The following is a 14,216-nucleotide window of genomic DNA, read 5'->3' on the forward strand; positions in this document are numbered from 1 at the left end:
TTGTTGATTACTTCTTGACTTGTAGTAACCACTTCAATCGCATCAATTTCTTTATCAAATAAAAATTCTCTTTTTTCACTTTCAAAAAGAGATAGCTGGTATTCTAACCATATAATTCTTTCTCGTGAAGTCAATGCCTTTTTAGCTCTATTGTCTGAAACCAATATCCACAATATGGATACAATGCCAAATACTAATGTAACAAGTAAAATAATAGCAAGTATTATAGGTACAAAATCCGTATAAACGAATAGATTAATCATATTTAATCAGCCAATAAGTTATCTTCCTTAACATCAAAGTATGAGCGTTCAGATTGATTAAATAATGTTCCCATATTTTTCGCTAACTTATCATCTTACTTTTGTTAAATAACTTTCCCCAGAATATACCACACCCTGGGGAAGGTTAAATAAATTGTTAAGACTTAATCAGGATTAAGTACTCAGGTTTAAACCAAGAATCGGAATCCATGCCATCAATGACAACAACAACCTCTGTAATGGAATCCCCGTCTTGCTCAAACCCAACTACTTTCGCTTGCTGACCGTCGTAACGTCCACCATTACTCTGAATCTCAACTCGGTCACCGACACTGATACTGACTGACTGTTCCCCAATAGCAGGGTTGGTTTCATTTTCAGTGGCAGTAGGAGTTATAGCGGATTCCTCTACGTTAAAGCCGCCATCGCTGCGTTGATATATGGGTAGTGGGGTCTGTACTACGGACTCTGTAGTTATTGGTTTACTGCATTTATCTACTGGCACAGAGTTAGTGAAATTGATGTGGTTGGTGTGGAACCCTTGATTTTGCGTTGTTTCTTGGTGTGGTAGCTGGTGTGGAATTGGTGTGGGAGTTTCAATAATTGGTGTGGGAGTGGGATTGGTATCGCTTAGGATTCCAGCTACTCCCACATTACTTCCACTATTTCCCACACCAGTTTGGTCCTTTTCCACACCAATTCCACACCAATTCCCACACCAGTTTTCCTTGGTATTGCGTACTTCCACACCACCCACACCAGTTTTGTCACCCTGTGGCTTACCAGAATCAAAGCTTATTCCTTGCAGTGCTTTCACTGACCGCTTACCGCTAGGGTGTAGTACGGATACCACCTTGGCTTTAGGGAATAAATCTTTGATTCGGGGAATAGTCTGATTACATCCCTTGACGTTCTTGTCCCGACTGTTAGCTTGGTCAATCCAGATAGCTTTCTGCTTGCCTGAACTGGTTTCCTCATAATTTAATGTCCCATTACCTAGATACCATTGCTCTAGTGATTCCCATAGTTCACCAGCAGTTACAAAAGAATCCTTTTGGTATCCCAATCCTGTATCTTGAGCAAATTGGAATAGATGAGAACTTTCGCATTGAATTTCCTCTAATGCTTTATCAGTGCAAGAATAATCAATCCCTTCTTTGATTAGTCGCTGTAAGCCATCAATACAAAAATTAAGGAAAGATGGAAGTACTTCGTTATCGATAAACTCGCAATCATCTTTAAATCTTGTGTCGATTTCAACTTCTCCTTTCGATGAATCAGCGTTCTTAGTAAAAGTCTTCTTGAATTCAAGTACGGCATATCGACTTTTAATCGCATCTTGAGAGGCATTGATATCCGATACTCGATTAAAGTTGAAAATACCAACCGCCATCGGAGTGAAAGGCTCACTATCCTTGCCTTTCTTTTCGTGGTCTAATTTGTCACCAGAAAGGAATGCCTTTAGTGATTGTAATTCATGTATTTTAACGTTCGCTTTGTTTTCTGATGCCCAATTAATCCGAGAGTTGGGTAATGAAGACAGGTTAAATTTTCTTCCCTCATCGTAAATCTTAAAATCAGTAACAGTACACCCCGTCATGCCTTTTTCTCCATACATCCTTGATACCGCTTCTCGTAGTGTATCCTTGCCGTTATTTCCATCGCCCAAAGCTAAAATACCTCGAATAGTCCGCGCACCTTTTAATTTTCTTACCATTGGTAAATCTAGTGAAGCGCCAATAATTTTTAAGAAAATATCTCTCTGTGGTTTATCTAGTACAGAAAGCATTTTCAAACACATTTCTGGACTGGCATCAGGGTCGTATTTTACTAATGGCTGATAGGTGTAAATTTTCTCTGGTGAGTGTGGAGAAAATTTAACTGAAGGATATTTATTCTCCCAAATAATTTCTAGTATTCCATTTGTACAGTTTAGTCCTGGTGGGTTTACTTTCCTTGAGTCTACGGACAATATATCCTTTGCCCAGTTAATTACTTTGTCTACACTCACGGAATTAGCATAAGGATAAGAAGCCTCATCCTTTTTGTCTTTGACAACAAAAGTATTGCAGTAGTTGGCTATCTTGCCTCTTTCTGTTTCTAGAGATTGTTCCTCATAATAAATACCTGTCCAACGGTGAGGAATACCTTTAATAAAAACCCATGATTCATCCCCAGTTTTGTAAAGAAAATTAATCGCTTTCTGGGTGAATTCAACGTTTGGAGCTTCTATAACATCCTGAACTGTGAGCGTATCAGTGTCATCTCGTTCTGGAGCAAAATCAAGCCAATTGTCACGACTATTAAACGCTTGCTCTAGTTTCTCTCTCATTTCTTCAGGAGTCAATCCTTCATCCTTCATCGTTTTTGTCCAATCAACTATATCTCCCTTATTAGGACAGTTTTCCCATAACTTTAGTGGGTTTAGGATTGCACAGGGTAATTCTATTTTTGCGCAAGCTTCAGCCACTTTTTTTGCCTTATCATATCCTGCTTTGTCATTGTCAGGATAAAATACAATTCCTTTAATTCCTGCAAACTCACCTATCATCCGTGACAATTCGTCTACTTTCCAATCACTACCCTGAAAAGTAATAGCGAATATCCCTATTTCACATCCAACTGAATCTACGCTAGACTCACCTTCTACAGCCATCACGTACTTGTCTTTCGTAAAACGATTAAACCAGTCACGACTTTTTAGGTAGAAGGCTGACCATGGCTTATCTCCCTTTCCTTTCACATATTCCCCATTCTCCATGTGGTATTGACAGAATTTTTTTGAATATCCCTTTGGATGTTTTTCCAGGTCAGTCTCAATATTCTCGTATCGTTTGATTAGGTTCCCATCGGGATACTTGTACTCAATTACCCGACTGCCATGGGGATTCTTCTCGTTAGGTTCGTGGAATTTCCGCTTGGCTAGCTCTCCTGACGTTAAAAAGTTTTCCCAAGCCAACTCAATCTCCATATCGTCTGGGATTGGTGCTGGCTTTTTAGTGGGTGCGGTTTTTTTCTTACTGGGAGTCTTTGGCGCAAACTCCCCCTTCTTAACTTCATCCCATGGACTAATAGCTTCCCGAATATCTTTTACATCACAGCCACCGCTCCAGCACTGATAAGCCCCTTTGCTGCTAACACTTAAATCATTCTTGCCGCACACTGGACAAATGTACTTGCCTTTGGTCTTGGTGGGTGTCAGTTTATCCAGATGGTCAAGGATATTGAATCCCCGGTTCTCTTGCGTAGATTCTGTAGTAATGCTATGATTAATAACATTACTCGATGTATTTGGATTGCTTATGAAAGAAGCTCCAGGGGTTGCGTAATTCTGGTTTGACATATTAAGATTGTCCTCGTATTTTAATGTTTTTTTCAGACCCCAGCGACGTGTCAAGTTGCCGGGTTTTTTTTGGTAAAAAGGACTTTCACCTTTTGCCTTGACTGAATTATAAGGTACAGATTGTGACTAACGCAAGTAAAATGCCTGAAATTGTTAAACAAACAAAATGGTTTCAATTACTAGAAGTTTTATCTAGTAATCATTGTTATTACTGCAATTACCACAAAATGTACCTTTTAGGCATTAAGCAAAAATACCTAAGCCAGACTTTTCTCGCGAGTCGCCATTACCTCATCCTCAGCAGCGCGTAACTCTTGATGAAGTAATTCGAGGTTATTCTCTAGTTCATTAATTTCACTTTCTAACTGCTCAACAAAAGCCTCGAAAATAATCCAAAATACACCCTGCAAGTAATAGTTATCATTATTTGATTGTGCCTCATAAGATAATTGCTGAAGATGCTTACCCAGTTCATTCAGTACTTTCAGTTGACTAACATTGTCGATGCAATTGATGGTACGACAAATATGTGACATAATTAATACCTACCCAAACTTAACTATGGTGGACATGAGGGATATCTGTAATCATTGCTCATTTTGATTGCAGATATCTTTTCTAATTGCAGATATGACGAGAATCACTCAAAAACAATTCAAGAACAATACCCTGAAACCCTAGGGTTCCTCCACTAATCGTTTTACAACCTAAAACAAGCGTAAAACGATTATCTTCGGGCTTTTGTGCTATCCATTGCCAAAAATTAACTAGCGGTAATCGCGGGCAACTAGCGGTAACAACCCCTAGGGGTTGAAAAGTATTTTTGTTTTAGTTAGAGTCACGATTTGTCAGTCGTCAAATCCCTAAAAACCTTTGCTTGAGGTATTTTAGGTAAGACTCCCCTGTTTTCACGTCACAACAGAGAATATCCTTGATTATTTCATCAGCACTTAATCCATCAGAGATACCCTTTAATACTACTTTCCATGAACTATTGTCCATTGACTCAGGGAATATATGCCGAAAATCATTTACTACTGGCAAATTATCCTCTAATCCTGATTCATCCCCAGTAATCATCAATTCATCCACATCCATAATTTCACTCTCCACACTATCGAATTCTTCCATTAACGCTTTCATTTCATCAAGGAAAATCAATCGCTGACTTTTTGATGCCATCGCCAATCGGTGCTTAATTCCCTCTAGAATGAGTTGCTTTTTACCCTCAGATTTAATGCTCTCTACCTCGCTATCGATTTCATCGCCGATACAGGTGTTGTGACCTAATTTAATCGCAGTAGATGCACAACCGATGGCGATTACTAGTAGAGATATTTTCTCTATTTTGTAGTCCCGATAAATTTGTGCTACTTTCACAGCTTTATTAATGTCAAAACCGTAAGGGTAATCAGAAGTCGATTCTGTGATGATAAAGTGACGGTCATAGTTCAGGTTAAATGCGCCGTGTTCCTTCTGTCTCCACACTTCTAACTTTTGTAGTGGATAAGCGAAAGAACCGATTAACGACACTAAAGCAGCACAACTTAAACCAATAAATAATGGTTTATCTCTTGCTAGTTTTTCCATAACTTCCACCTTTGAAGTAGAGAAATAATCCCAAAATGATTAATGAAATGATAGTCGTTACAGTCATGACACGACTGATTAATTCTTGGTTGTACCTCAGATACACTTCGAGATAATCCCAGTTACCGCCAATCATCCCCAGAAATAATGCACCGCCTAAAGTAGCTGCTAATTCTTTATTCTTTTCAGCACCAGCAATGATGTAGAGGCAGTATCCGAATATTCCTATTCTGAGGAAAGTAATAGGGAAAAAGAACGCTGGAAACAATCTACTAATGAACGCTATACCGCAAGAAATACTCGCGTATAGAATTAATTCGTCAAGGTTTTTTAGATGTCTTAGCATTGTGATTATCAGTAGACACTGGATGGTATAACAATAACTTATGAATAACTAGGGATAGGGAGCTTCAGGCATCCCCATAACCCCAGTTATTGGTCTTATCTTTTATCCTCTCCAGATTACCCCTTAAATTAGCCGCTAACTTAAGGGGTAATCCCAGAGAACATAAAATATACAGCCAAAAACCAGGGTTAAGGGGTATGCTCAAAGGGACTGATCCTGGTTATTGATAAGTTTGCTTTATGTGACTTAGAACAACTCAGGGATGACTGGCTTGCTAATTACACACCCCGAATAATTTTTGTAAAGCGTATCAACGTTATGTCCAGTAAGACTTGCGACTGTATTTGGGCTTAATCCACTTTCTAGGCAATGCGATATAAACGTATGGCGACAATTGTACGGTCGCCGATAAGTAACTCCCATTTTCTTCAAGACATTTTTCCATACACGTTTATTGAAGTTATGGTCGTCAATCGCATTGCCCTTTAGCGAGACAAAAACCAGAGAACAATCTTTACTTTCTGTATCCCAAACAACCTCAATAATTGATTTGATTTTCTCGTTCATTGGAATTACTCGCGTTTTCCTTGCCTTAGTAGGATTCCGACTTCCCCTTGTCAGTAATTCACCAATCCAAATACTCTGTTGTTCCCAGTTTATATGTCTCCACAAAAGTCCCGCTGCTTCCCCCACTCTCATCCCAGTACTAAAAAGAAATTGCACATAAGGTAAATAGTGTGGGTAATATCGAGAGAATCCATTCAAAATCAAGGTTATCTCCTCCCTAGTGAATGGTCTTGGCGGTTGTTTCGGACTAGACTTTATTTCTTTACTTAACCCAGAAAAAGGACTAGGTAAATTAAAATCAATCAATCCTTCATCCCTTCCCCAGTTCCACATTGCATTTAAGTAACCAATTTGTCCCTTTGCCGTAAGGAGTGAACCGCTCCTTTGTTCTGTCTTATCTTTTAGGTAAATCAGGAATCCTCTGGCGATAGCTCTATTCGTTTCGCCAATTACCGATGAAGCAAAAAATGATTGCAAGTGATGCCGAAAGGTGTCGTATTTTTTGATTGTGACTGGGGATATCATCAGTGACTTGTAATCTCGAAAGTCATCCCACAAAGTTAATAGGGTTGTTTGTTGTCTATCCATGCTAGTCCTTTCTTTTTGGTAATACTGAGGAATTACCACTTGATAACCCCTCAGATTAATCACAGGCTTAATCGACAAAAGCACTCTGAACGTAATCAGCTATTTTCTGTTTACGCTGGCTATCAAATTCTGCTTTCTTTAGCTTGGTTTCCCCTAGTACTTTACGGTCACTAGCTAGTCGTTCAAACTCAACGTCAATCAGTTCAGATTCAGCGCCGTAAACTGAGTTCTGGTAGTAGTCGCTATAAGCTTGGGTACGACGTTCTTTTAGCTGATTCCGTACATTAGTCCGGTGTTGTAGTTTTGTTGACTTAGCTTGATAGCCAGCCATCATTAAGAAAATGTCAGCGGTTTCCTTGTCTAGCTTTTCCTGATGTTTGACTGATGCTTGAGTTACCAGTTTATGGAACTGAGCTAGTTTGATTTCAGCTCTGAATAATTGGCGAACAAGCTTGACCATTTCTGGCAAAAGTTTTGAATCACCAATCGCCATGTCTGCGATGGTTCTCAGTGATTTAACATTTTGAGCCATTTTTCCATCTAACCCGATATTACTCAAGTCAAAGGGAATACCATATTTTTTACCCAAAGCAGATAATTTGCCTTGGATAGCTGGCGGTAAAATCACTTTCGCATCAGCAGTTTGTACCACACCAGTGTTGAATTTATTTTCACTTGTCGGTTGTGGTGATGTTTCTGTTTCTGTTGTGGTTGTTGTAGGTTTTCTGATATCCATGATGTTCCTGATTAATTAGAGAAAAACTCGATAAACGGAAGCGCCGCCAACTGGCATTGTTGTCATGGTATTCAGACAAAGCGCCCGACTAGTCCCACACTTGGTATAAAGCATTACCCCATTCGGGTCTAGGGCAAAGGGTGTACCATTCCCGATGTCATCCCAGTCACATGGGTTTTGCTGGATAGTGAGTGCTTTATTTACTGCGACTGTTTGACCAATTGGCTTAAGGATTGGTTTGGAGCGCTTACGGGATTTGCTGTTGGCGAGTTGGTAGTGTCGTACTTGTTTGCAAAGTCGCTTGTATTCTGCCTCTGATATCCCCTCAGTTTGGGGGAATGATGGCGATAAGGTGTCTGGCATGTGGGTATCCTTTGGTAGAGTTTTACCAAAACTTTGGCTAAACCTGACAATCGGATAGTAATAGAGAACCGTAAGAGATGTCAATGCCTTTAGTTACTGTTCCCTAGTAGTAGATATCGAGTTACCCAGTAGTATCAATGCTTTTGAGCGATAATTAAGATAGAGAATCCTATGAGAACCCTATAACAGCTATGCCGCAGATAAATATCTCCCTTAGTGACGAGATACACGACTACCTAGTACAGATTGCTAACCTAACTGGAATTACAAAAAGCAGTCTGGCGGCTGAATACGTCCGTCGCGGATTATATGAAGATGCTCGAAATCACAAAGAACTAGTACAGCTACAGAGAGAGACACGACAACCCGTGCAAATAAATTCACCAACAGGGGTTACCCCTACCTCAGTCACTGCCACTCCCATTACTCCCACTGCTGACACTCCAACGGCTACCCCTACTCCCACTCCCATCACTCCCACTACTGATACCCCTACAGTAAAAATGCCTACTGACAAGAGGAAACCCAAGTAACTACTACCGACTGACCTAAAAAGTGCGAGATAGAAGATTTGCTAGTCAGGAGTGACTGATACAACCTAGGCTTATCAATAACCAGGGTAGTGAGGTGTGTCGATACCCTCTAGCCCTTGTTTATTGGTCTTATATTCTATATTTCCCCCAGTAGCGGCTAAGTTACCCGCTAACTTACCGGGTGCTGGGGGGGAATATAAAAATGAACTGACATTGAATAGCCCAATAGATAAGAAAGGCTTATCTACTCATCAACCCTTGGCTGTCCTATTTGAGGGATAACCATCCACTCAGTGTTTGTCCCAGTGCAAATCCAATCACAAATCATAGTGTTGACATCGCTACGAACCGTCCCAACTAATGCAGCGATTCCAAGTAGTCAGTAAAAAATCAGTCAATAACAAACAAGTAATAGATAGGTATTCTTGCCTATCTGTTTTTTTAGGTCAGTTTTAGGTCAGATTTCCCGGACGTACCTTCCCAGAGTTATTCATTAACTTATTGAATAACTTATTGAATAATCTCAGAAGTACCCTAAAAATACTCACTAGCAAGGATTACGGAAACAAGAGAACCCCTGCTACCCTGTTGTTGTCACTTAAAAAAATGGGCGATACTGGATTTGAACCAGTGACCCCTTCCGTGTGAAGGAAGTGCGCTACCCCTGTGCTAATCGCCCATAGATTTTCATAATAACACAAAATACCCTCAAAACACAACCCATAGGGTTAGAGTTTAGGGAATATACAGAGATTAAATTTTGTCTCCCCACTCCCTACTCCCTACTCCCTACTCCCTACTCCCCCTGCGGATATTCCTCCCACAAACCCGTAGTCAACCGTAGACTCCGATGATTACCATCCCCTAAAATCAGGTGATCTAGTAGAGGAATGGAGAGAAATTGCGCCCCTTGCAATAGCTGTCCAGTCAGAATCAAATCTTCCTCACTCGGTTCCACAATTCCTGTAGGATGATTATGAGCCACAATAATTCTAGTTGCACCCTGACGCAACACCTCCCGAAAAATATCGCGAGGATGAGCCAAAGTCTCAGTAGCCGTACCAATAGTAATCACCTTAGTCCCCAATAACTGATGCTTCGCATCCAGCATTAATATGGCAAATCGTTCCTGTCTTTGCCACATCAAATCGTGACTCAACGCCGCCGCTGCTGTTGCGGGACTATCGATCTCCGTTCGTTCTGAAGGTTTAGATAAAAACGCCCGTTTTCCTAATTCTACCGCAGCTAAAATAGTAGTAGCCTTTGCCGGTCCCACCCCATGGATACTCATCAACTCATGAGGTACAATATCCCGCAACACCGTCATCGGATCTCGTTGATCTTTCCCCAACTCCTGCAAAAGATGTTGTCCCAAACCCAAAGCAGATAGTTTACCTTTCCCTTGCCCCGTCCCTAACAAAATCGCGATTAACTCCGCTGTCGCTAGATTTTTCGCCCCCTGACTCAGTAATCGCTCGCGAGGACGCTCAGTTGTGGGAATATCGGCAATTCTCAGACTATAGGTCATAGATGCGTTGGATTAATACTTATGGTAATTAATCTTAGTAATTCCCCTTTGAATTTCAAAAACAACATGATAGGGAGTGGCAGCGGATGGGTTGTCTGTGGGTGGCTGGGTGGATGGGGTGGCAGCGGATGGTTTGTCTGTGGGTGGCTTTGGTGGATGGGGGTGGTAGCCTTTCTTCTGTTTTGTTTTTACCATGATAAGTATTTACACTCAATCGTTATCAGCTATTTCGATAGAGATTGAGGAGTTACCCGTGTAAAAATAAAGAAAAAAGGAAAAGGAGTTAGCCAATGGTATTACTTGCTCAACCAATCCAAAAGCGGTTAACGATACAAGTCAGAGACATTACACCAGATACAACTACAATACGTTCATTAGACTGGGATCGCGATCGCTTCGACATCGAATTTGGACTGCAAAACGGCACTACCTATAACTCATTCCTGATTCGGGGAGAAAAAATCGCCCTAGTCGATACCTCCCATGAAAAATTCCGGCAACTTTACCTAGACACCCTCAAAGGACTGATTGACCCCACAGAAATAAATTATCTAATTATCAGCCACACCGAACCAGATCATAGTGGATTAGTCAAAGATGTCCTCCAACTCGCACCCGATATTACAGTAGTCGGGGCAAAAATAGCAATTCAATTCCTCGAAGACTTAGTACATCAGCCCTTCAAACGGCAAATCGTCAAAAACGGCGACAAACTCGACCTAGGCAATGGGCATATCATCGAATTTGTCAATGCCCCCAACCTCCATTGGCCAGATACCATATTCAGCTACGACCATAGCACCCAAATCATGTTTACCTGCGACGCATTTGGGATGCACTACTGCTCAGAAAAAACCTACGACGAAAACCTAACAGAAATAGAACCCGACTTTAGATTTTACTACGAATGCCTAATGGCACCCAACGCCCGATCGGTACTCTCCGCACTAAAAAGGATGGAACCACTAGGAGAAATAACCACAATAGCCACAGGACACGGACCATTACTACAGCATAATGTAACAGAACTAGTAGAAAGATATCGCAAATGGAGCCAAGCCCAAGCCAAAGCCGAAACATCAGTAGTAGTATTTTACATATCCGACTACGGCCATAGCGATCGTCTCTCCCAAGCCATCGCCCGTGGCATAACCAAAACAGGCGTTGGCGTAGAAATGATGGATCTCAAATCAGCAGATCCCCAAGAAGTACAAGAAATAGTAGGAAGATCAGCAGGCATAGTCATCGGAATGCCCCCAGTCACCAATAAAATAGCCAACGCCGCCATTAGCACAGTACTAGCCGCCGCCAAAGCCAAACAAATAATAGGACTATTTGAATCCTACGGCGGAGACGACGACCCCATAGATCCAATTTTAACCCAATTCAGAAACGCCGGACTCAAAGAAGCCTTCAGTGCAATCCGAGTCAAAGACACCCCATCAGAAAACACCTACCAACTCTGCGAAGAAGCAGGAACAGACCTAGGACAAATACTAACCCGCGATCGCAACATCCAGAAAATCAAAGCCATCGATAACGAACTCGAAAAAGCCCTAGGCAGAATCAGCACAGGCCTATATATTATCACCGCCCAGAAAGGAGACCTAAAAAGTGCCATGCTAGCCTCCTGGGTATCCCAAGCCAGCTTCAAACCCCTAGGATTAACCATAGCAGTAGCCAAAGATCGAGCCATAGAATCATTAATGCACGTAGGAGATAAATTCGTCCTCAACGTACTAGAAGAAGGAAAATATCAAACACTAATGAAACACTTCCTCAAAAGATTTAGCCCTGGCGCAGACAGATTTGAAGGAATAAAAACCCAACCAGCAACTAATGGCTCCCCAATTTTAACAGACGCACTAGCTTATTTAGAATGCCATGTTTCCAGCCGAATGGAACTAAGCGATCATTGGCTAGTTTACGCCACCGTTGATAGTGGACGAGTTTCTAAAGCAGATTCTCTAACTGCGGTGCATCATCGCAAAGTTGGGAACTATTATTAAGTAAATTAGACTTTGCGTCTCTTGGCGTTGATCTTTTTTTTAACGCAGAGGGGCGCAGAGGTTAGCACAGAGGTACGCAGAGAATGATCGGAAACGACTTGTCGGGTAAAGTAATTGGGTTGGCGATGAAAGTCCATACGGCTTTGGGACCGGGATTGCTGGAATCGACTTATGAGGCTTGTTTAGAATATGAGTTGAAAAAAGCTGGATTAAAGGTTGAAAAGCAAAAAGCTCTACCTTTAGTCTATGAAGAAGTACATCTAGAATGTGGATATCGGATCGATTTATTTGTCGAAAATCAACTCATTATTGAAATCAAAGCAGTCGAATCCCTTCATCCCATCCATTCCACCCAACTCCTAACATATCTCAAACTATCCAAATGTAAACTAGGTCTCCTCATCAACTTCAACGTCACCCACCTCAAAGATGGCATTAAAAGAGTAGTAAACAACCTCTAACTCCCTCTCCTCTCCTCCCCTCCGCGAACCTCCTTTTCCCTCTGCGCACCTCTGCGTTAAAAAAAAATCCCTCAGCCCACCAACAAACCAAAAACAATGAATCAACCCCGCGATGTCCAAGTCTACCCCATAGCCCCAGAGACAACTGTCCTCCGTTCCCGCACTTGGGATAGGCTAAAGTTTGAAATAGAATATGCTCTCCAACGGGGAACTACTGCTAATTCCTATATTATTCAAGGGGATAAAATAGCCCTGCTCGATCCTCCTGGAGAGTCTTTTACAGACATTTTTCTGACGAAGTTACAAGAAAGAATTGACCCTAAGTTACTTGATTATGTGATTCTGGGTCATGTTAATCCTAATCGAGGTGTAACTCTAAAAGCTCTACTGGAGCAGGCTCCGCAGGTTCAGTTTGTTTGTTCTAATCCTGGTGCGATCGCACTTCGTAGTATCTTGGAGTTACCGGATTTAAAGATTACTGTGGCGCGGGGTGATGAGTCTCTGGATTTGGGGCGGGGTCATGTTTTGGAGTTTGTTCCTACTCCTAATTCTCGTTGGCCTGATTCTCTTTGTAGTTACGATAAGGAATCTGGTATTCTTTTTACTGATAAGTTATTTGGTATCCATGTTTGTGGCGATCAGGTTTTGGATGAGGGGTGGACTAGCATTAGTGAGGATCGTCGCTATTATTTTGATTGTGTGATGGCTCCTCATGCTCGTCAGGTTGAGAAGGCTTTGGATAAGTTGGCGGGTTTTGAGGCTGGGTTATATGCTACTGGTCATGGTCAGTTGGTGAAGTATGGTTTAACATCTCTAACTCAATTTTATCGTCGGTGGTGTGAGGATCAACGGTCTCAGGATTCTACTGTTGCTCTTCTTTATGCTTCGGCTTATGGTAATACTGGTACTGTTGCTAGTGCGATCGCGCGGGGGATTACTAAGGCTGGGGTTGCTGTAGAGTCGATTAATTGCGAGGTTACTGAGCCGGATGAGATTCGGGCGGTGGTTGAGAAGGCTGATGGGTTTATTATGGGTTCTCCTACTTTGGGGGGACATGCTCCTACGCCGATTCAAACTGCTTTGGGTATTGTACTATCGACGGCAACGAAAACTAAGCTGGCTGGTGTTTTTGGTTCCTTCGGGTGGAGTGGTGAGGCGATTGATTTAATTGAGGGTAAGTTTCGGGATGCGGGTTTTCAGTTTGGTTTTGATACTATTCGGGTGAAGTTTAAGCCGACTGATGCAATTCTGAAGTTATGTGAGGAGGCGGGGACGGATTTTGCTCAGGCTTTGAAGAAGTCGAAAAAATCTCGGACTTCTCGTCAAGGTAATATAACTTCTCAAGTGGATCGGACGGAACAGGCTGTGGGACGTTTGATTGGTTCTCTTTGTATTGTGACAGCTCATAAGGGCGAAATTACGGGGGCGATGTTGGCGGATTGGATTGCTCAAGCTACGTTTAATCCTCCTGGTTTGACTGTGGCGGTGGCAAAAGATAGGGCAATGGAGTCTTTGCTGTATCAGGGGGATAAGTTTGTTGTGAATATTTTGGAGGAAGGGCGGCATTTGGGGTTGATGAAGCATTTCCTTAAGCCTTTTGCTCCTGGGGAAGATAGATTTGCTGGTGTTGCTACTCAGGATGGGGATAATGGTTGTCCGATTCTTACGGATTCTCTGTCTTATCTGGAATGCACGGTGGAAAATCGCCTGGAATGTGGGGATCATTGGTTGGTTTATGGGGTGGTAACCAATGGTAAGCTGCTGAAATCTGATGGGGTAACGGCAGTCCATCACCGTAAGTCTGGAAATCATTACTAACAGGAGTTAGGCAGATATACTAGATATCGCGATTGTGGTGCGTTAGAAAAGCATAACGCACCCTACAGAAT

General features: G+C 41.9%; 14 protein-coding genes and 1 tRNA gene. 4 read left to right on the forward strand and 11 right to left on the reverse strand.

The features are described 5' to 3' along the window. From NJ959_RS15480 to NJ959_RS15515, 8 genes are all read right to left on the reverse strand, one after another. The coding region (locus NJ959_RS15480) for a hypothetical protein (protein WP_254012637.1) at nt 1-263 on the reverse strand (263 nt) is incomplete at its 3' end. Nucleotides 264-420: 157 nt separating this feature from the next. Further along, the gene (locus tag NJ959_RS15485; protein ID WP_254012638.1) at nt 421-3,606 is read right to left on the reverse strand and encodes a DUF5906 domain-containing protein; all 3,186 of its coding nucleotides are present in this window, start codon (nt 3,604-3,606) and stop codon (nt 421-423) included. Between the two features lie 257 nt (nt 3,607-3,863). After that, nucleotides 3,864-4,142 (reverse strand): hypothetical protein, encoded by a 279-nt coding sequence (locus tag NJ959_RS15490; RefSeq protein ID WP_254012639.1) that lies wholly within the window; start codon nt 4,140-4,142, stop codon nt 3,864-3,866. A gap of 319 nt (nt 4,143-4,461) precedes the next feature. After that, nucleotides 4,462-5,196, reverse strand: a complete 735-nt coding sequence (locus NJ959_RS15495; protein WP_254012640.1) for a hypothetical protein — start codon at nt 5,194-5,196, stop codon at nt 4,462-4,464. Beyond that, entirely contained in the window at nt 5,174-5,542 is a 369-nt protein-coding gene (locus NJ959_RS15500) for a hypothetical protein (protein ID WP_254012641.1), read from the reverse strand. The genes NJ959_RS15495 and NJ959_RS15500 overlap by 23 nt, the downstream gene beginning before the upstream one ends. Nucleotides 5,543-5,788: 246 nt before the next feature. After that, on the reverse strand, nt 5,789-6,697 hold the full coding sequence (locus NJ959_RS15505) for a site-specific integrase (protein WP_254012642.1): 909 nt from the start codon (nt 6,695-6,697) through the stop codon (nt 5,789-5,791). Between the two features lie 67 nt (nt 6,698-6,764). Then, nucleotides 6,765-7,433 carry a hypothetical protein gene (locus NJ959_RS15510; protein ID WP_254012643.1) on the reverse strand — a complete coding sequence of 223 codons (669 nt, stop codon included), beginning with the start codon at nt 7,431-7,433 and terminating at the stop codon, nt 6,765-6,767. Nucleotides 7,434-7,448: 15 nt separating this feature from the next. Then, nucleotides 7,449-7,880: a hypothetical protein gene (locus NJ959_RS15515; protein ID WP_254012644.1), complete on the reverse strand. Its 432-nt coding sequence runs from the start codon at nt 7,878-7,880 to the stop codon at nt 7,449-7,451. A 107-nt stretch (nt 7,881-7,987) separates the two neighbouring features. On the opposite strand from NJ959_RS15515, the gene NJ959_RS15520 reads away from it, so the two are divergent. Continuing rightward, on the forward strand, nt 7,988-8,329 hold the full coding sequence (locus tag NJ959_RS15520; RefSeq protein ID WP_254012645.1) for a YlcI/YnfO family protein: 342 nt from the start codon (nt 7,988-7,990) through the stop codon (nt 8,327-8,329). 607 nt (nt 8,330-8,936) lie between these two features. Here the strand turns inward: NJ959_RS15520 and NJ959_RS15525 are convergent. From NJ959_RS15525 to NJ959_RS15535, 3 genes are all read right to left on the reverse strand, one after another. Then, nucleotides 8,937-9,008, reverse strand: a tRNA-Val gene (locus NJ959_RS15525). Between the two features lie 117 nt (nt 9,009-9,125). Then, a complete protein-coding gene (gene radC, locus NJ959_RS15530; protein WP_254012646.1) occupies nt 9,126-9,857 on the reverse strand; it encodes a RadC family protein in 732 nt (243 codons plus the stop codon). Nucleotides 9,858-9,869: 12 nt separating this feature from the next. Further along, nucleotides 9,870-10,052, reverse strand: a complete 183-nt coding sequence (locus tag NJ959_RS15535) for a hypothetical protein (protein ID WP_254012647.1) — start codon at nt 10,050-10,052, stop codon at nt 9,870-9,872. A gap of 95 nt (nt 10,053-10,147) precedes the next feature. Here NJ959_RS15535 and NJ959_RS15540 point away from each other — a divergent pair, with 95 nt between their 5' ends. The 3 genes from NJ959_RS15540 to NJ959_RS15550 all read left to right on the forward strand — a co-directional run bounded on the left by NJ959_RS15540 (nt 10,148) and on the right by NJ959_RS15550 (nt 14,145). Continuing rightward, entirely contained in the window at nt 10,148-11,866 is a 1,719-nt protein-coding gene (locus NJ959_RS15540) for a diflavin flavoprotein (protein ID WP_254012648.1), read from the forward strand. A gap of 83 nt (nt 11,867-11,949) precedes the next feature. After that, nucleotides 11,950-12,327, forward strand: a complete 378-nt coding sequence (locus NJ959_RS15545; RefSeq protein ID WP_254012649.1) for a GxxExxY protein — start codon at nt 11,950-11,952, stop codon at nt 12,325-12,327. A gap of 96 nt (nt 12,328-12,423) precedes the next feature. Continuing rightward, complete coding sequence (locus tag NJ959_RS15550; RefSeq protein WP_254012650.1) at nt 12,424-14,145, forward strand: diflavin flavoprotein; 1,722 nt, start codon at nt 12,424-12,426, stop codon at nt 14,143-14,145. Nucleotides 14,146-14,216 lie beyond the last annotated feature (71 nt).

Source organism: Limnofasciculus baicalensis BBK-W-15 (assembly GCF_024178385.1).
In the GTDB taxonomy this organism is placed as follows: domain Bacteria; phylum Cyanobacteriota; class Cyanobacteriia; order Cyanobacteriales; family Coleofasciculaceae; genus Limnofasciculus; species Limnofasciculus baicalensis.